General features: G+C 52.8%; 21 protein-coding genes. All 21 read left to right on the top strand.

From position 1 onward, the window contains the following. Nucleotides 1-8 precede the first annotated feature (8 nt). The gene (locus GJV52_RS00740; RefSeq protein ID WP_100562983.1) at nt 9-491 is read left to right on the top strand and encodes a lysozyme; all 483 of its coding nucleotides are present in this window, start codon (nt 9-11) and stop codon (nt 489-491) included. Between the two features lie 65 nt (nt 492-556). Continuing rightward, entirely contained in the window at nt 557-871 is a 315-nt protein-coding gene (locus tag GJV52_RS00745; RefSeq protein WP_154143186.1) for a hypothetical protein, read from the top strand. 11 nt (nt 872-882) lie between these two features. Beyond that, nucleotides 883-1,116 (top strand): Rz1-like lysis system protein LysC, encoded by a 234-nt coding sequence (lysC, locus tag GJV52_RS00750; protein ID WP_095501827.1) that lies wholly within the window; start codon nt 883-885, stop codon nt 1,114-1,116. Between the two features lie 20 nt (nt 1,117-1,136). Further along, nucleotides 1,137-1,361: a TraR/DksA family transcriptional regulator gene (locus GJV52_RS00755; protein WP_095501828.1), complete on the top strand. Its 225-nt coding sequence runs from the start codon at nt 1,137-1,139 to the stop codon at nt 1,359-1,361. Next, nucleotides 1,336-1,809 carry a phage tail protein gene (locus GJV52_RS00760; RefSeq protein WP_154212831.1) on the top strand — a complete coding sequence of 158 codons (474 nt, stop codon included), beginning with the start codon at nt 1,336-1,338 and terminating at the stop codon, nt 1,807-1,809. The genes GJV52_RS00755 and GJV52_RS00760 overlap by 26 nt, the downstream gene beginning before the upstream one ends. Before the next feature lies 1 nt (nt 1,810). Further along, complete coding sequence (locus GJV52_RS00765; protein WP_095501830.1) at nt 1,811-2,467, top strand: phage virion morphogenesis protein; 657 nt, start codon at nt 1,811-1,813, stop codon at nt 2,465-2,467. Nucleotides 2,468-2,470: 3 nt separating this feature from the next. Further along, the gene (locus GJV52_RS00770; RefSeq protein WP_095501831.1) at nt 2,471-3,274 is read left to right on the top strand and encodes a phosphoadenosine phosphosulfate reductase domain-containing protein; all 804 of its coding nucleotides are present in this window, start codon (nt 2,471-2,473) and stop codon (nt 3,272-3,274) included. Between the two features lie 145 nt (nt 3,275-3,419). Further along, on the top strand, nt 3,420-3,674 hold the full coding sequence (locus tag GJV52_RS00775; RefSeq protein WP_154143187.1) for a hypothetical protein: 255 nt from the start codon (nt 3,420-3,422) through the stop codon (nt 3,672-3,674). 12 nt (nt 3,675-3,686) lie between these two features. Further along, on the top strand, nt 3,687-4,298 hold the full coding sequence (locus GJV52_RS00780) for a phage baseplate assembly protein V (RefSeq protein WP_100562978.1): 612 nt from the start codon (nt 3,687-3,689) through the stop codon (nt 4,296-4,298). After that, the gene (locus tag GJV52_RS00785; protein ID WP_095501833.1) at nt 4,295-4,630 is read left to right on the top strand and encodes a GPW/gp25 family protein; all 336 of its coding nucleotides are present in this window, start codon (nt 4,295-4,297) and stop codon (nt 4,628-4,630) included. Before GJV52_RS00780 ends, GJV52_RS00785 begins: the two co-directional genes overlap by 4 nt. Before the next feature lie 2 nt (nt 4,631-4,632). Continuing rightward, complete coding sequence (locus GJV52_RS00790) at nt 4,633-5,535, top strand: baseplate assembly protein (RefSeq protein WP_154212832.1); 903 nt, start codon at nt 4,633-4,635, stop codon at nt 5,533-5,535. Continuing rightward, nucleotides 5,528-6,118 (top strand): phage tail protein I, encoded by a 591-nt coding sequence (locus GJV52_RS00795; RefSeq protein ID WP_100562977.1) that lies wholly within the window; start codon nt 5,528-5,530, stop codon nt 6,116-6,118. The genes GJV52_RS00790 and GJV52_RS00795 overlap by 8 nt, the downstream gene beginning before the upstream one ends. Next, nucleotides 6,111-7,619, top strand: a complete 1,509-nt coding sequence (locus GJV52_RS00800) for a pyocin knob domain-containing protein (RefSeq protein WP_154212833.1) — start codon at nt 6,111-6,113, stop codon at nt 7,617-7,619. The genes GJV52_RS00795 and GJV52_RS00800 overlap by 8 nt, the downstream gene beginning before the upstream one ends. Continuing rightward, nucleotides 7,620-8,225 (top strand): hypothetical protein, encoded by a 606-nt coding sequence (locus tag GJV52_RS00805; protein ID WP_154212834.1) that lies wholly within the window; start codon nt 7,620-7,622, stop codon nt 8,223-8,225. Continuing rightward, complete coding sequence (locus tag GJV52_RS00810) at nt 8,225-8,680, top strand: hypothetical protein (RefSeq protein WP_095502339.1); 456 nt, start codon at nt 8,225-8,227, stop codon at nt 8,678-8,680. The genes GJV52_RS00805 and GJV52_RS00810 overlap by 1 nt, the downstream gene beginning before the upstream one ends. Before the next feature lie 99 nt (nt 8,681-8,779). Further along, on the top strand, nt 8,780-9,958 hold the full coding sequence (locus GJV52_RS00815) for a phage tail sheath subtilisin-like domain-containing protein (protein ID WP_100564518.1): 1,179 nt from the start codon (nt 8,780-8,782) through the stop codon (nt 9,956-9,958). Between the two features lie 13 nt (nt 9,959-9,971). Further along, entirely contained in the window at nt 9,972-10,478 is a 507-nt protein-coding gene (locus GJV52_RS00820) for a phage major tail tube protein (RefSeq protein ID WP_095502341.1), read from the top strand. Nucleotides 10,479-10,583: 105 nt separating this feature from the next. After that, nucleotides 10,584-10,937: a hypothetical protein gene (locus GJV52_RS00825; RefSeq protein ID WP_095502342.1), complete on the top strand. Its 354-nt coding sequence runs from the start codon at nt 10,584-10,586 to the stop codon at nt 10,935-10,937. Nucleotides 10,938-11,320: 383 nt separating this feature from the next. After that, nucleotides 11,321-13,828 carry a phage tail tape measure protein gene (locus tag GJV52_RS00830; protein ID WP_095502343.1) on the top strand — a complete coding sequence of 836 codons (2,508 nt, stop codon included), beginning with the start codon at nt 11,321-11,323 and terminating at the stop codon, nt 13,826-13,828. Nucleotides 13,829-13,830: 2 nt separating this feature from the next. Then, nucleotides 13,831-14,283 (top strand): phage tail protein, encoded by a 453-nt coding sequence (locus GJV52_RS00835; protein WP_095502344.1) that lies wholly within the window; start codon nt 13,831-13,833, stop codon nt 14,281-14,283. Then, complete coding sequence (locus GJV52_RS00840; RefSeq protein WP_100564521.1) at nt 14,284-15,504, top strand: contractile injection system protein, VgrG/Pvc8 family; 1,221 nt, start codon at nt 14,284-14,286, stop codon at nt 15,502-15,504. Nucleotides 15,505-15,535: the final 31 nt, after the last annotated feature.

Here is a 15,535-nt window from a genome sequence, read left to right on the forward strand (position 1 = left end):
ATAAAACCATGCAAACCAACCCAAATCAACACAAACACATCGACGATGCCGGTTATCAATTTATCGCTAAGTGGGAGGGCAAGCGCAATGCGGCCTACCTCGATTCAGTCCGCATCCCGACCATCGGCATTGGCTTTATCCGCTACACCATTGGCGCGCGCGCCGGTCGCCGCGTCAAGCTGGGCGATGTCTTGCTGGATTCCGAAATCCAAGCCGAATTTACCAACCAAATCAAAACCTACGAAGACGGCGTCAAAGCTGTCGTAACCGTGCCGTTAACCCAATCCCAATTTAACGCCTGCGTCAGTCTTTGTTACAACATCGGCGTGGCCGCCTTTGCCCGCTCCACCGTTGTCCGCCGCCTCAACGAGCGCAAATACCAAGCCGCATGCGCCGCCTTTGCCCTGTGGAATAAAGCCGGTGGCCGCGTCATTAAAGGCTTGAGCAACCGCCGCACCGCCGAGCAAAAAGAGTTTTTCCGCCACGGCTAAACCCTTCCATAAATGAAAGGCCGTCTGAAAAGTTTCAGACGGCCTCAATGACAAACTGAAACACCATGAAAACCAAACTCACCCTATACGCCCTAGCCGTCGCCCTGTTGTTTGCCCTTGCCGTCTCAACCATCGCGCAAGGCCGAATCAGCGCTGCCCGTGCCGACAAAATCGACACCCTGCAAAGCCAATTGGCCGCCGCCCAAGCCGCCGAAGCCCAAAGCCGCGCCCGCGCCCAAGCCCTGCAAGCCGAAGTCGAGCGGCTCAATCAAGCCGCTGCCGCCCAAGCCGCTGCCGTGTCTGCCGCCATCGCCCGCAATCCAAGCTGGGCAAGCCAAGCCCTGCCCGCCGATGTCGCCGCCGCCCTCAATCAACCATAAGGCCGTCTGAAATGAAAGAAGCATTTTTTATTCTGCTCATGACCGTGTGGCTGCTGGTCGGCTGCGCCAAACCTGCCGCCCCTGCGCCTGCCCACTCATGCCCGCCCGTGCCACAATGCCGTGCCGAAGTCGGCGAAATCCACACCCACGCCGACTTGCTGCAAGGCTTTGTCGCGTACAAAGCCGCCTTTAACACCTGCCAAGCCTACCGCAACGCGCTCGCCGCCTGTGTCGGTCAACAATAGGCCGTCTGAAAGCCCAAGCTATGACTGATATTTTCGACCAAGCCGCCGAACTCGAAGCCCGCCAGCGCGAATACTGGCTGAAAAAGCAGCGCGAAAAAACCGAATACAGCGCCTCCGCCTACGAATGCGAAGAATGCGGCGAGCCCATCCCCGAAGCCCGCCGCCAAGCCGTAATCGGCTGTCGCTGTTGTATAGAATGCCAAGAAGAGATTGAACAATATGGAAAAACCCGCCGCGCTCCGTGAAGCCATCCAAGCCGCCCTGCCCGAATTTAAAACCGATCCCGACCGCCTGCGCATTTATGTCGACGGCGGCGAAATCGAGCCCGCGCGCGGCACCCTCAGCCACAAAACCGCCTACACCCTCAACCTGTTTGCCCAAGAAATCGCCAAAGACAAACTCACCCGCCTGAATATTGCCATCATCCATTGGCTGCAACGCAATCAGCCCGATATCCTCAATCCCGGCACCAACGGCAACAAAGCCTACACCTTTGAGGCAGAGCCGCTCACCTCCGACGTGTGGGATGTTTTAATCCAGCTCAAATTAACCGAAAACATCCTAGTCCGCATGGATGACAAAGGCCGTCTGAACATCAAAACCAAAGCCGAGCCGCAATACGACCTCGAGGACGCGTTAGGCCAATACGCCGCCGCATTGGGCGTGCCAAACGACAATCAGATAGGTGGTTAAAATGGCGTATCGTGATGCAGATAGCGAAAAGTACAGTGCCGACCCATTAAATAAATATCTTGATGATTTGGAATCGCTAATAAAAAACTTATCGGCACCTGAACGAAAAAAACTGACCGCCAAAATCGCGCGGGAAATGCAGAAGCGGAATCGGCAGAGAATCGCCGATAACGTTGACCCTCAACATATAGCCTATGCGCCGCGCGCCCATGCTTGGGATTTAAGGAGGTTGAGGGATGGAGAAAAGTTGTGGATCAGGCAGAAATTTAATTTTTTCAAAGATCAAGATTTGGAGTTAGCCTTTACCCGTCAGGCCGTCAGCCGAAACGGTAACCCTGTGATTCAGGGGCGGCATCCGGATGAACCCAGAGAGGCAACGGGGTATGTGAATGAATGGATTTATTTAAAAAAGCGCAACGGAAATAAAAAGCTAAGGATGTTTAAAAAACTTAAAGGCGGGAAATATCTTCGCTTTAAGTCAGATAGTCAGAGCGCATCTATCGGATTTTTCAGCGGATTGGCCGCAAATATCGCCTATGAGCACCATTACGGCAATAGTAGGAAAAATCTGCCGGCGCGTGAGTTGGTTGGTTTTAATACCGACGATTTAAGCTATATACATAATGAGGTTTTGGCTGCGGTTTCAAAGGGGATTTAAAAAATGACCGAAAATACAATCATCAGCTTTAGCGGCGGTCGAACCAGCGCAATGATGTTAAAAACCATCATCGACCAACACGGCGGCCGCTTGCCCGAAAATATTAAAGTCGTCTTTGCCAATACGGGCAAAGAGGCCGAAGAAACACTAAAATTTGTTGACGAATGCGCGCGACGATGGTCGGTAAGCATCATTTGGCTGGAGTGGTGCCCTGCCGAAAAAGCAAAGCACCGCTGGAAAATTACCGACTTTCAGACGGCCTCAAGAAAGGGTGAGCCGTTTGCCGGATTGATGGATTTAAGGGGCTATCCGCCCAATCCCGTTATGCGCTACTGCACCCAAGAATTAAAAATACGCCCGATTAAATACTATGCGCAGCAAGTCTTAGGCTGGAAGAATTGGCAGGTTGCCGTTGGTTTTCGCGCCGATGAGCCTCGCCGCGTTGCAAAGCTCAATAATCATCGCGACCCATTTGAGCGGATAGCCCCACTCGCCAAAATGGGCATTACCAAAGAGCAGGTGGCCGAATTTTGGCAGGCGCAAGAATTTGATTTAAATCTGCCCAATCTCAACGGCGTCACCAATCATGGCAATTGCGATTTGTGCTTTTTAAAATCAACCGCCAAGCGCATTGAGCTGATTGCCGAAAATCCGCAAGCAGCCGTATGGTGGATTGAGCAAGAGCAAAAAATCGGCCAGCCATTCCGCCGCAATGCCCCCTCCTATGCAGATTTGCAAAAAATGGCTGTCGCAGAGCAGAAAATAGCTGATGTCGATGGGCTGGCCGAATGTTTTTGTACTGATTAAACAAACTTAAATAAACCAAGCCGTCTGAAGCCTTTCAGACGGCCTTTTTTATCCTCCAAAAACCTAAAAATCACACCCAAGCCGCCAACAAATTTACACCCGCACGCGCCCGATAAATAATAGCCCTGAACTCAAAGCCATTTGAATGTTCCTTTTTGTAGATGACAGCCGGAAAGACGGCACCCCGAGCCGCCGCCTGCCGTCCCCAGTCGGCGGCTCAATCAGTATAAAGGCCACACCCATGCACGATGCCGAAATTATCCAAGTCATCACCCCGCCGCTGTTTTTCTGCGGCGTGTATTACCGCCGTGCCCTGTGCCGCTTTGACGGCGGCGTGCTGGCCTTGCGCAATATCCAATTTTCAACCCCGCGCCCAAGCCGAAGCTTGTCGCGCCGGTGATTGGGTGGTCGCATGAATCGACAATTGGAAAACCTCATTAAAGTCGGCACCGTGGCCGAAGTCGACCCGCAAACCAACCGCCTGCGCGTATCGCATGGCGGCTTGCAAACCGATTGGCTGCCCTATCTCGTCCCTGCCGCCGGAGGTGTGTCCGTGTGGCGTTTGCCATCGGTCGGTAAGATGTGTGTCGTGTTAAGCCCGAGCGGCGAAACCGAAAACGGCATTGTCCTGCTCGGCATGGCCTCAAGCCAATACCCCGCCCCGTCAAACAGCCCAGATGAAACCGTCATGCAGTTTCCGGATGGCGCGCGCTTGGCTTACAACCACCAATCCGGCGCGCTCACCGCTACCGGCGTGAAAACCGCCAATCTGTCCGCCGCAACCTCCGTCACCATCGACACCCCGCAAACCAACATGACCGGCGCGCTGACCGTGGCCGGATTGCTGACCTATCAAGGCGGCATGAGCGGTGGCGGTGGCAGCGGCACCACCATCACCGGCAGCCTGAACCATACGGGCAGCTTTACGAATACCGGCACGATGTCAAGCAACGGCGTGGTGCTGCATAGCCACACCCACCCTGATTTGACCTCAGGCGGCAACACCGGAGAGCCAAACCCATGACCAACGCCGAAACAGGCCGCGAAATCTCGCTAAAAGCCCATATCGCCCAAAGCATCAACAATATCTTATTTACCCGCATCGGCAGCCGCATCATGCGTGAGGATTACGGCTCAATCCTGCCCGATTTAATCGATATGCCCTTGATTCCGCCGGTGGTTTTGGCCTTGCAGCAAGCCATCGTATCCGCCATCGCCGCGTGGGAGCCGCGCGTCAAAATCGAATCCGTGCGCTTTGATGCCGAAGCCGCCGCGCAAGGCCGTCTGAAAATTTGGCTGGAAACCGTCATTTTATCCAGCGGCGTGAAAGAAACTTTTGAAATTACGGATGTTTAACCATGGCTGAAATTGATTTGACTCGCCTCCCTGCCCCTGATGCTATTGAGCAATTAGATTTTGAGACAATTTTTGCGCGCAAAAAAAAACAATTAATTGAGCTGTGTCCCGACAGTATCAAACCAGCAATCGAAAAAACACTGGAGCTCGAATCAGAGCCGCTCACTATTGATTTGCAGCAGCAGGCATACAGCGAGATGCTGATCCGCCACCGCATTAACGAGGCAACTAAAGCAGGGTTTTTAGCATTGGCTACAGGTACAGATCTGGATCACATCGGTGCCGGTCGTGGCATAGCCCGAAAAATTATCCAGTCCGCCGATGAGACCCAAACACCGCCGCGCCCCGAAATTAAAGAGAGCGATGCCGAATACCGCAAACGCATACAAATGCATCCCGAAAAGTTGGCCGCCGCAGGGCCCCGCGCCGCATATATCGCCCACGCTCTTGATGTCGATGATGTCGCAGACGCTAATCCGGTGCGCGCCGCCGCCGGTATCGTGTGTGTCTATATCAAAAGCTACAGCAATGACGGCATCCCCTCTGCCGCGCTGCTTAGCAAAGTCAAAAATTATCTGTCCGCCGAAGACCGCCGCCCGCTATGCGATACCGTTGAGGTTAAGGCGGCACGCGCAAAAAAAATAACCATCGAATACGAAACCGAATTTGAAGACGGGCCGGATAAAGCGCTGGTAAAAGAGCAGCAGCGGCGCGATTTAGAGGAGGTACTGGCAGACAATGCCGGATTATCCGCATCGCTGGCTCGCTCAAAAATTATAGGCGGCCTCGATACCATCGGCACAAAACGCATCAACCTCCGGCAACCGGCGGCCGATATCGTGTGCGCCGCCGACGAATTTATTCAAGTTGAATTCATCCGCGACCGAGAGGTAGTAAATGAATAGCGTGATCCCATCAAATAACACGCCCCTCCAGCACACCCTGGCCCGACTCACAGAAGACAGGATAGCCGCCTTAGATTGGCGGGTGATTTTAAACGCGCATGATCCCGCTGTGTGTCAAGCTGAATGGCTGCCATGGCTCGCGTGGGAAAACAGCATATCAGATGCCGAAGGCTGGAGGTTTGCCCAAACCGAAGAAGAAAAACGCCGCTTAATTGCCAACTATATTGAAAAACATCAAAAAAAAGGCACCGCCGCCGTTATCCGCAACCTGTTTAGAGATTTGGGTTTGGGTGAGATAGAAATAATTGAAAAAGTCGCACGTTTAAGATGGAATGGAAAAGCGGTATTTAATGGGCAATACATTTTTGGCGGGCAGCCGGAAGATTGGGCGAAATACGCCATCATTTTAAAAAGAGTGATTAGCGGCAGCCAAGCCAAATTAATACAGGCCATACTAAACGAAATCACACCAATAAGATGCGAGCTTATTTATATTGATTATCGCGCCAATCCCTTGTATTGGAATGGCGAAATTGAATTTAATGGTGATTTTACATTCGGAGCAATAAATAATAATGGGTAATTTAATCGATCAAAATTTATGGACAAACTCCGTCCGACAAATTGAGCCAGGAGATAGTGTGATTGGTGGCTTAAACGCCCCCATCAATATTTGCCTGATGGGCATTAATAACCGCACAGTTTGGCTCAAAACCGAATTGGCCAAGGCGGTCGAAAGCATTGGTCGCAATGAGTCTGCGGTCGAGGCTGCGTTAAATACCAAAGCCAACGCCAACACCACCATCACCGCAGGCAACGGCTTAAGCGGTGGCGGAAATTTGACTGCAAACCGCACAATCGCGCTGGGCACGCCGAGCAAAATCACCGCGTCGACAAACAACAGTGTCTCCGGCACGTCGCACACGCACGAGATTGACAAAGCCAGCACTACAACAGCCGGCGTCGTGCAACTGTATAACGGCTTGGGAAGCACAGCGACGGACTTAGCGGCAACGGCAGCGGTTGCGAAGAAACTAAATGAAATAAAAGCCACAAAATCAACAACATTGGCGGGATACGGCATTGAAGACTGGGTTGTAAGCGGCATCTCATTATCAAGTAGCGACAATCTAAACAGCCTCACTGCAAAAGGTTTTTATTATCAAGCGGCAACGGCAAACGCGTCTCTAAGTAACAACTATCCGGAGGCACGTGCCGGCGTACTAGTCGTGTCATACAGCGGCGGCAGTATGCAGCGCTACACAACAATCGATGGTCACGAGTATGTGCGCGTATTCTCTTCGTCGTGGGGCAGCTGGCTGCGCGTTGACGGCCGCGATGCTGTCATGACAAGCGGCAGTCAAACAATCGACGGCGAGAAAACATTTAATCATCGCACATATCACAACGGCGGCGTCACATTCAGCAACTCGAATGGCGATAATACCGGCCGATTGGGCTCAAATACTAGTGATACGTATATTGAAAATACGCAGACAAGAAAGTTTTTGCAGCTCAAAAACGACGGCTCGCTCGCATACAGTAATGACCCGATTTTGTTGCAATCATCATTGAGCAATGCAGTCAACAGCAGAAGCTCAACGACACCGGCAAGTGTTGCTGGCGTCAAAACCGCCTACGACAAAGCTGTTAAGGCGGCCACCGCAACCCGCCGCAGCTACAGCCGCACCATTAACGGCACAGCATCCGGTCGTACCGAACAAACCATGCGCGTCACAGGCGAGACGGTCATCAGTCCCGATGGCAGCGTTGTGCAGTATTTTAACATCAAGAATGCTAAGCCCCTTTGGTTTGGTTTTGAAGATGGGAGTACTGATGCGGGGAGATTAATAGATATCGACTTATGGACAGCTATGCCCAATAAAGTCTGTTATGCCTCAATCCAATTTGTACGCGCCACCGATACGAATATATCGCAAAGATGGCAACATGAGGCCTCTGAGCATAAATACAGCTGGAATCCTCGCGGCACAAATAAAAATAAAGTCTCGTTTAACTCGCGCCGCTGGGCTGGCACCGGTGATGAATTAATCGATATGGTCATTAAAGTAGAGGGTTATTAAATGATTGATATTAATACACAACTGAGCGGATATTGCGTCAGCATCAACAACGAGGCCGGCGAATTTGACTTAATCGACCGCACATTGGCGCAGCTGTATCCCGATATCAACATCGACGAGCTGCCCGAATTAAGCATCAGTCAATATCAGCAATGGTGCGGCCGCGGCAACCAAACCGCCGTTTATAAAAACGGCGAGCTGATTTTGCAAGCCAAAAACAGCCCCGCCATCAATCTTGCCCAAGCCAAAGCCGCCAAGCTGGTTGAGCTTAACGCAGCCGCGCAAGCCTTTGTAAATCAGGCGGCCGATTTGGATAGCATCCCCGATTTTGAGCTGCAAACATGGCCGCTGCAATCAGCCGAGGCGCAAGCGTGGGCAGCCGACAACACCGCCGCCACGCCCGTGTTAGACCGCATTGCCGCCGCGCGTGGCATGGAGCCAGACAAACTCAAGGCCGCCGCCTTGCGCAAAGCCTTGGCCTATTCCGCCTTGTCTGCCCATGTGGCAGGGCAACGTCAAGCCTTGCAAAGCAAGATTGGGGCGGCTAAAACGGTTACCGCGCTCGATAAAATCAAGATTGAGTTCACCGCGCCGGAGGCCGTCTGATGGCAAAAGTCTATTTAGCATTGTATAAAGGCCGCAAATCAGGCCGCAGCCCTAAGGCATTGGCCATGCGCTTTGCGGATTGGGTGATTCGCAAGGCCACGCGCGGCATTTACTCGCATTGCGAGATTGCCGTGGCCTTGGGTGGCGGCGTGTTTGAGTGCTATTCCGCCAGCCTGCGTGATGGCGGCGTGCGCTGCAAGGTTATGCGCTTGCCTGAGAGTAAGTGGGATTTGGTTGAGCTTCCGGCAGCGGACGTGTTAACTGCCCAATTGCAGATGATTTGGCTGATGACACAAGGCAAGTCGTACGATGTGCTCGGCTCGCTTGGTGTGGTCTTGCGCGTCGGCAACCGGCCGGATAAGTGGTTTTGCTCGGAGTGGTGCGCCCATGTCTTGGGTTTAGCTGAGCCGTGGCGGCTGTCGCCTAATGATTTGGCAGTCAAAACCAATCCCTAAAAATCACACCCAAGCCCCCAGCCTAATGCACCGCGCGTGAAATCGCGGTAAAAAAAGGCTTTAAAGCCTAAATTTTCTGAATTTTTAAAAGGTTATCCCATGTCTCAAGCAGACCGCATGCACGGCGTTACCGCCAATGAGTACACCAAGGGCTTGCGCCCGATTTCCGACCTCACCAGCAATATTATCGGCATCGTGGCCGTGGCCGAAGATGCCGATGACACCGTCTTTCCGCTGGCTACGCCGGTATTTTCAGCCACCGTTTCCGCCATCATCGACAAGGCGGGCAGCAAGGGTACGTTGTACAAAACGCTCGATGGCATCTTGGATCAAGCCGATGCGCGCGTGATTGTTGTCCGCGCTGAGGCCGATGAGACCACCGAAACCCAAAAAGCCAACGTTATTACCGCCGTCAAAGCCTTGCGCAAGGCTGCGACCTACACCGGCTTTAAGCCCAACATCATCGGCGCGCCGGAAATCGACGATGCCGATGTCACCGCCGAATTGGTGGCCGTGGCCGAAGCCTTGGGCGCGTTTGTCTATGCCTCATGCGGCGACCAAACCGAAATCGCCGAATTAAAACGCTATCGCCAAGGTTTCGGCAATCGCCAGTTGATGTTGATTGACGGCCATTTTATGGCCTTTAATGACGCCACGCAGCAAAACGACACCGCCGCCACCATCGGCCGTATTCTTGGCGCGCGCGCCAAATTGGATGATTTAATTGGTCCGCACAAATCAATCTCCAACACCGAGATTCTCGGCGTGAGCGGCATTCAGACCCCGCGCACCTTTGGCCTGCTGGATAAAAACAGCGAAGCCAACACCATCAACAATGCCGACATTACCACACTGATCCGCGAAAACGGCTATCGCGTGTGGGGCAACCGCACCTGCTCCGCTGACCCGATTTGGGCATTTGAGCCGACCGTGCGCATGAGCATGCTGGTTAAAGAGGTCATTGCCTCAAGTTTCTTGTGGGCGATGGATAAACCAATGCACCCAAGCTTGATGATTGACATCATCATGAGCATCAACGCCAAGCTGTCCGAATACGTGGCCAAAGGCTGGTTGCTCGGCGCAGAGGTGCGCATCGACCGCGCCAAAGTTGACAGCGCGCGCGTGTCAAACGGCATTTTTGCCTTTGATTATGAGTTTACCGTGCCACCGCCGCTGGAAAACATCGAATTAAATCAACACGTCAGCGACAAGTTTATTGTCAACCTGACCGAAAAAGTGATTGAGTTCGCAAGCAACCTGAAACCGACTACCGTATAAAGGCAAATAAACCATGCAATTACCTCGATTACTCAAAGGCTTTAACGTCTTTGCCGACGGCCTCAACAAACACGGCGTCACCATGACCGTGAAGCGCCCGCCGCTGAAATTTAAAACCGAAGACTACACCCCGGGCGGCATGATTGCCGAATTGTCGGCAGTCCACGGCATTGAAAAGTTGGAGCTCGAATTAGTCAGCAAAGGCTATGACGCCGAATTATTTAAATCAATCTCACACAAAATCGGCGGCAATTTAATCCGCTACCAAGGCAGCCTGCATAAAGAAGATGAAGACGAGCATGAGATGCTGGTCGGCGAATTTCGCGGCCGCATTGTCGAAGTTGACCCGGGCGAAGACAAAGCCGGTGAAGGCGGTGAGCATACATTTAAATACGCCCTCACCTATTGGAAAGAGTCGGTAAACGGCGATACCGTGTTGGAAATCGATGTAATGAATAATAAAGTCATCATCGGTGGACGCGACTACTTTGCTGGTATGCGTAAAAACTTGGGATTGTAGCCATGGGCGAGGCATGGTACGGCTGGCAAAAAGCCGACGGCTACGATGATAACTAAAGTAAAGGCAGTCTGAACCATTCAGACGGCCTCAATAGGAAAAGAAAACATGAATAATCAAACATTAACCGTTTTGGATGATGAAACCTTGCAGGCAACATTGTCAAACGGGCAAACTTTTAAAATCCGCGCGCCGATGGTCAAAGATATGGAGGGTTTGGCGCAAGACTTAATCCGCATCAAACATACGGATACCATCCAAAAACTGATTGGCCGTATTACCCAGCCGCAGATCACCAAGCTGCAATACATTAAATTGAGTCTGTCCGATTCTCAGGTGTTAAATGCGGCCATTGATTTTTTTTCCGCGCCCCCGTCGGCGCAGGAGGAAATGAAGGCGGCGATGGTCGAGTTGGGCTACCTTTCGGAATCCGAATCAGAGCAGCCGACTTTGAGCGAATAATCAGTCAAGATCCGGATATCTGGCAGGTTGCAAATGATGCCGATAAAAAATACTACTGCCGGATTGATGACTGTATCGCCCATTGTGCGGTTAAGTTCGGCGGTGGGGCGGCGGCTTGGTATGAGTTGGACTTGTGGGGGCTATTGTGTTGGGTTGACCGCGCGATACAAATTAGTGAAGCCGAGGCTGAGGCGGCGGCGAAAAAATAAAGCCCATGAAATACGGGCTTTATTTTTGGGTGAATTAAAAAATAAACTTTGCGCAAAACCAAATAAAGACGGCCAAGCCGATTGTATAGGGGAGGTCGCAAATAAAGTCTAAAAAAGAATAATGGTTATATCGCTTTGAATGTTTCATTGCTTGCCCTTTGGAAAAAAAGATAAATGAGCAAATCACTTAAAATAGATATTATCCTAAATGCCGCCGATAAGGCAAGCCAGCAGTTTGCCCGTGTGAAAAATGCGGCATCGGGTTTGTCGGGTAATCTCGACAAGCTGCAAAAAGAGCTGAAAGAAACAAACGAGGCTAGTCGCAATCTCGACCGCTTGGCGGCGGCTCGCGGCAAGCTGAATGAAACCGCGCAGGCTTTGAATCAGGTGCGCGGCCGCCAAAAAGAGCTGCTTGCCGAAATCCGCAAAGGCGGCAAGGCCACCAAAGCGCAAAGCGACGAGATGGCGAAGCTGGGGAAACAGGCGGAAAAGCTTAATATTGCCCAGTCAAAACAGCGACAGGAGCTGAATAAATATTCAGGCCGTCTGAAAGAGGCAGGCGTGTCGACCAGTCGCTTTGCCGATGCTCAGCGCAAACTTGCCCAAAGGCATAAAGATACCGAGGCGGCAATTAAAAAAGAAACCGCCGCGATGGAGCGGCTGGCGAAAATCCGCAATATGCGCCAAAGCCTGAGTGATACAAGTTCGCGTATGGCAGGCGTGGGTTTGGCCGCCGGTGCTCATGCGGCGGTGATTGGTCGCGGCATGATGGCACCTGTCAAGGCCTATGCCGATACCGAAACTGCCGGCACCGATTTGCGCGTGGCCATGATGGACAGCGGCGGGAAAGTCGGCGCGGATTATCAAGAGATTGATGCGCTGGCAACCCGATTGGGCAATAAATTGCCCGGAACGACTGCCGATTTTAAAAACCTGATGACCATGCTTGTGCGGCAGGGCATGAGTACAAAAGCCATTTTGGGCGGCACGGGTGAGGCCGCCGCCCTGTTGGCTGTGCAACTTAAAAAAACGCCCGAAGCCGCCGCCGAAATGGCCGCTAAATTGCAAGATGCCACGCGCGGCAGCGAAAAAGAGATGACTGCCATCATGGATCAGGTGCAGCGGCTATTTTATTCGGGTGTGGACGACAGCAATATTTTGGGCGCGTTTTCCAAGCTCGCCCCTGCCCTTGACTTGATGAAAGTCAAGGGTGAGGAGGCCATGAAAATGATGGCGCCGTTAGTCGGTATGCTCGACCAGTCCGGATTGGTTGGGGAATCAGCTGGTAATGCTTTGCGCAAAGTATTTGACCGTACACTTGACCAGAAAAAAATTGAAAAAGCAACAAAAGGCACGGGAATTAGTCTTGACTTTACCGACGGTAAAGGCAATTTCGGCGGAATGGAAAAAGTCTATGCCGAATTAGAAAAACTCAAAGGCTTGAGTGATGTGCAAAAAAGGCAGATTATCAGCGGCATTTGGGGGGATGATGCCGAAACCATGCAAGCCCTGAATGTCATGATTGATAAGGGCTTGGATGGGTACAAAGAATTTGAGGCCAAGCTCGCCAAGCAGGCGTCACTCAAGCAGCGCGTCGATGCTCAGCTGGGGACTTTACAAAATCTGTGGGACGCTGCAAGCGGTACGTTTACCAATTTTTTAGTGTCCATGGGCGAGGCCATTGCACCGGAGTTAAAAGCCCTTACAGAATGGATTGGCGGCGTGGCCGAAAAAATGCAAAACTGGGCGGCGCAAAATCCTGCGTTGGCTAATACTTTAATGAAAGTCGCCGCCGGCGCGGGGTTGGCTTTTGCTGTTATCGCTGCCGGTGCATTGGTAATTCATGGTTTTGTGGCCGCTTTTTCTTTGGTTTTTGGTGCGGTAGGAACGGTCATCGGTATTTTCAGCAAGCTGAGGATGGCATTTGTGGCCTTAAAGGTCGTGATGGCCTTAAACCCCATCACCCTGTTTGCCATGCTCGCCATTGGCGCGCTGATCTTGTTATGGCGCAATTGGGATACCGTCAAAGCCGCGCTGATTAAAGGCTGGGAGTGGATTAAAAAAGTATTCCGCGATAATCCGCTGCTCGCCGCCTTTACCGGTCCGATTGGTGCCATCGTGGGCTTGATTGCCAATTTTGACCGCCTCATCAGTAAGGCCAAACAAGTTAAAAACGCCCTCAGCAATATGAGCTTTTCCGGCGCAGCCTCATGGGTGGGCAGCAAAATCAAAAGCGTGGCGGGCTTCTCATCGGGCGGCTACACCGGCGCGGGCGGTGTCAATGAGGCGGCTGGTATTGTCCACCGTGGCGAGGTTGTCTTTAGTCAGCGTGATGTCGCCAAATTCGGCGGCTGGCGTGTCGTTGAAGCCCTGCGCCGTGGCGGCATGGCCGCCTTAAACTGGGGGCGCGGCAAATTTGACGCGGTGCAATCCTTTGCCAGCGGCCAGCAATCGCATGCACCGTCTGAAAGCGGTCGCGCTGCGCCCACTTTGGTGGGGGCGGTGCCGGTGCCTGCCAATTTCAGCCGGTCGGTCGGCCACACCATGCCGATGAATATTTCCATCAACATCAGCGGCGGCGGCTCGCCGGTCGATATTGCCCGCGAAGTCGCCCGTCAAATCGAGGATTTGGCGCGCCAACAAGCCCGCCGCGCCCGCTCGGCATTTTTTGATAAGGATTAATTATGGCCTTAGCGATTTTGGGATATTTTGTGTTTCAGACGGACACCGTGCCATTTAGCAGCTACGACCGCACCAACTCATGGCGACACCCTACGCAAAACACCGTGGGCGGCGGCCTCTCGCCCGTGCAATACACTGGCCGCGAAAACGAGACCATCAGCATAGCCGCCGAATTGCGCCCCGAAATCACCGGCGGCGACACCTCGCTGGCCTTGCTGCGCCAAATGGCCGATGAGGGCAAGCCCTACAATCTGATTATGGGCAATGGCGATGTCTTAGGCGCGTTTGTCGTCACCTCGATAAAAGAGAGTCGCAAGGAGCTGATGTGGGATGGCAAAGCCCGATCCATCAGCTTTACCATGGAGTTAAAAAAAGTGTCAGATTCGCCGCTCGGCATGTATGGCACGGCCTTAACCGCCGCCGTCTCAACCGTGCGCCAAATGGTGGGGATTTAAATGGATTTATCTAATCTCGGCCAAATGGCCAAAGATGCCGCCGTCAAAGTCTTTTCCGCCCTCACCGATACCGGCGGCAATCACTTAACGCCGGTGGCCATCCTCACCATTGACGGCAAACCGTTTGGCACCGATGCCCTCAGCCGCATCATCAGCCTCAATCTGGCCGATAAGCGCGGATTTGAGGCCGATGAGCTGACCATCACACTTGACGATTCAGACGGCCTCTTAGCCCTGCCGCCCAAGTCCGCAGAAATCACCGTGCAGCTAGGCTATATGGAGACAGGCGTGGTCGATAAAGGCAAATACAAAATTGCCGAGGTCACATGGAGCGGCGCGCCTGATACCATCAGCATTACCGCCCATTCCGCCGATGTTGCCGAAAAATTTGCCGAAAGCGTTGAGAAAAGCTGGCATAAGCAAACCATCAAGGCCATTGTCGAGCAGATTGCGCAAAAACACGGCTATCAGCCCATCATCGGCAAGGCATTTGCCCAAGAGACCATCGACCACATCGACCAAAGCAACGAAAGCGATGCCGCGTTTTTAAGTCGCTTGGCGCAACGCTATGACGCCATCGCCACGGTAAAAGGCGGCCGCTTGCTGTTTGTTTCCGCCGGTGAGGCCACCACCGCCAACGGCGAGCCCCTGCCCGCCATCACCCTGACCCGCCACGATGGCGACAGCTTTAATTTTCGCTACTCGGCCACCGAGAGCTACAACGCCGTGCGCGCCTACTACATCGATAAAAAGACCGGCAAAAAGCAAGAGATTGTCATCGCCGAGGGCAATTACGACCCCGTTAAAAAAAACGTTACCACCACGCGCAAAGCCGGCAAAACCCGCAAAACCACCACCAAGCAGGTGGAAGAAACCAAAAAAATCGACACCACCGGCCACAAAATCAAAACCCTGCGCCATACCTACCAATCCGCCAAAACCGCCGCCACCGGCGCGCGCGCGGCCTATCGCAAACTCAAACGCGGGGCGATGGAATTTGATATGCAAATGGCCGTTGGCCGCCCCGATGTCGCCCCCGAAAGCCCTGTTACCCTCAAGGGCTTTAAAAAAGAGGTGGACGCAGAAAGCTGGGTTGGCGTGGAAGTCGCCCACACCCTAGACAGCGGCGGCCTAACCACCAAAATCAAACTGGAGAGCCTGATTGATTTTGAGATTACCCTTTATGAGGGCGAGGCCACGATTGGGCAAAATAAAAGCTAAGCAAAAGGCCGTCTGAAAACTTTCAGACGGC

The sequence above is a fragment of the Neisseria brasiliensis genome, assembly GCF_009671065.1.
Classification (GTDB): domain Bacteria; phylum Pseudomonadota; class Gammaproteobacteria; order Burkholderiales; family Neisseriaceae; genus Neisseria; species Neisseria brasiliensis.

Excerpts from the sequence above, each read along its gene's own strand:
- GJV52_RS00740 (WP_100562983.1), top strand. The coding sequence starts at position 9 with ATGCAAACCAACCCAAATCAACACAAACACATCGACGATGCCGGTTAT.
- GJV52_RS00745 (WP_154143186.1), top strand. The coding sequence starts at position 557 with ATGAAAACCAAACTCACCCTATACGCCCTAGCCGTCGCCCTGTTGTTT.
- lysC (WP_095501827.1), top strand. The coding sequence starts at position 883 with ATGAAAGAAGCATTTTTTATTCTGCTCATGACCGTGTGGCTGCTGGTC.
- GJV52_RS00755 (WP_095501828.1), top strand. The coding sequence starts at position 1,137 with ATGACTGATATTTTCGACCAAGCCGCCGAACTCGAAGCCCGCCAGCGC.
- GJV52_RS00760 (WP_154212831.1), top strand. The coding sequence starts at position 1,336 with ATGGAAAAACCCGCCGCGCTCCGTGAAGCCATCCAAGCCGCCCTGCCC.
- GJV52_RS00765 (WP_095501830.1), top strand. The coding sequence starts at position 1,811 with ATGGCGTATCGTGATGCAGATAGCGAAAAGTACAGTGCCGACCCATTA.
- GJV52_RS00770 (WP_095501831.1), top strand. The coding sequence starts at position 2,471 with ATGACCGAAAATACAATCATCAGCTTTAGCGGCGGTCGAACCAGCGCA.
- GJV52_RS00775 (WP_154143187.1), top strand. The coding sequence starts at position 3,420 with ATGTTCCTTTTTGTAGATGACAGCCGGAAAGACGGCACCCCGAGCCGC.
- GJV52_RS00780 (WP_100562978.1), top strand. The coding sequence starts at position 3,687 with ATGAATCGACAATTGGAAAACCTCATTAAAGTCGGCACCGTGGCCGAA.
- GJV52_RS00785 (WP_095501833.1), top strand. The coding sequence starts at position 4,295 with ATGACCAACGCCGAAACAGGCCGCGAAATCTCGCTAAAAGCCCATATC.
- GJV52_RS00790 (WP_154212832.1), top strand. The coding sequence starts at position 4,633 with ATGGCTGAAATTGATTTGACTCGCCTCCCTGCCCCTGATGCTATTGAG.
- GJV52_RS00795 (WP_100562977.1), top strand. The coding sequence starts at position 5,528 with ATGAATAGCGTGATCCCATCAAATAACACGCCCCTCCAGCACACCCTG.
- GJV52_RS00800 (WP_154212833.1), top strand. The coding sequence starts at position 6,111 with ATGGGTAATTTAATCGATCAAAATTTATGGACAAACTCCGTCCGACAA.
- GJV52_RS00805 (WP_154212834.1), top strand. The coding sequence starts at position 7,620 with ATGATTGATATTAATACACAACTGAGCGGATATTGCGTCAGCATCAAC.
- GJV52_RS00810 (WP_095502339.1), top strand. The coding sequence starts at position 8,225 with ATGGCAAAAGTCTATTTAGCATTGTATAAAGGCCGCAAATCAGGCCGC.
- GJV52_RS00815 (WP_100564518.1), top strand. The coding sequence starts at position 8,780 with ATGTCTCAAGCAGACCGCATGCACGGCGTTACCGCCAATGAGTACACC.
- GJV52_RS00820 (WP_095502341.1), top strand. The coding sequence starts at position 9,972 with ATGCAATTACCTCGATTACTCAAAGGCTTTAACGTCTTTGCCGACGGC.
- GJV52_RS00825 (WP_095502342.1), top strand. The coding sequence starts at position 10,584 with ATGAATAATCAAACATTAACCGTTTTGGATGATGAAACCTTGCAGGCA.
- GJV52_RS00830 (WP_095502343.1), top strand. The coding sequence starts at position 11,321 with ATGAGCAAATCACTTAAAATAGATATTATCCTAAATGCCGCCGATAAG.
- GJV52_RS00835 (WP_095502344.1), top strand. The coding sequence starts at position 13,831 with ATGGCCTTAGCGATTTTGGGATATTTTGTGTTTCAGACGGACACCGTG.
- GJV52_RS00840 (WP_100564521.1), top strand. The coding sequence starts at position 14,284 with ATGGATTTATCTAATCTCGGCCAAATGGCCAAAGATGCCGCCGTCAAA.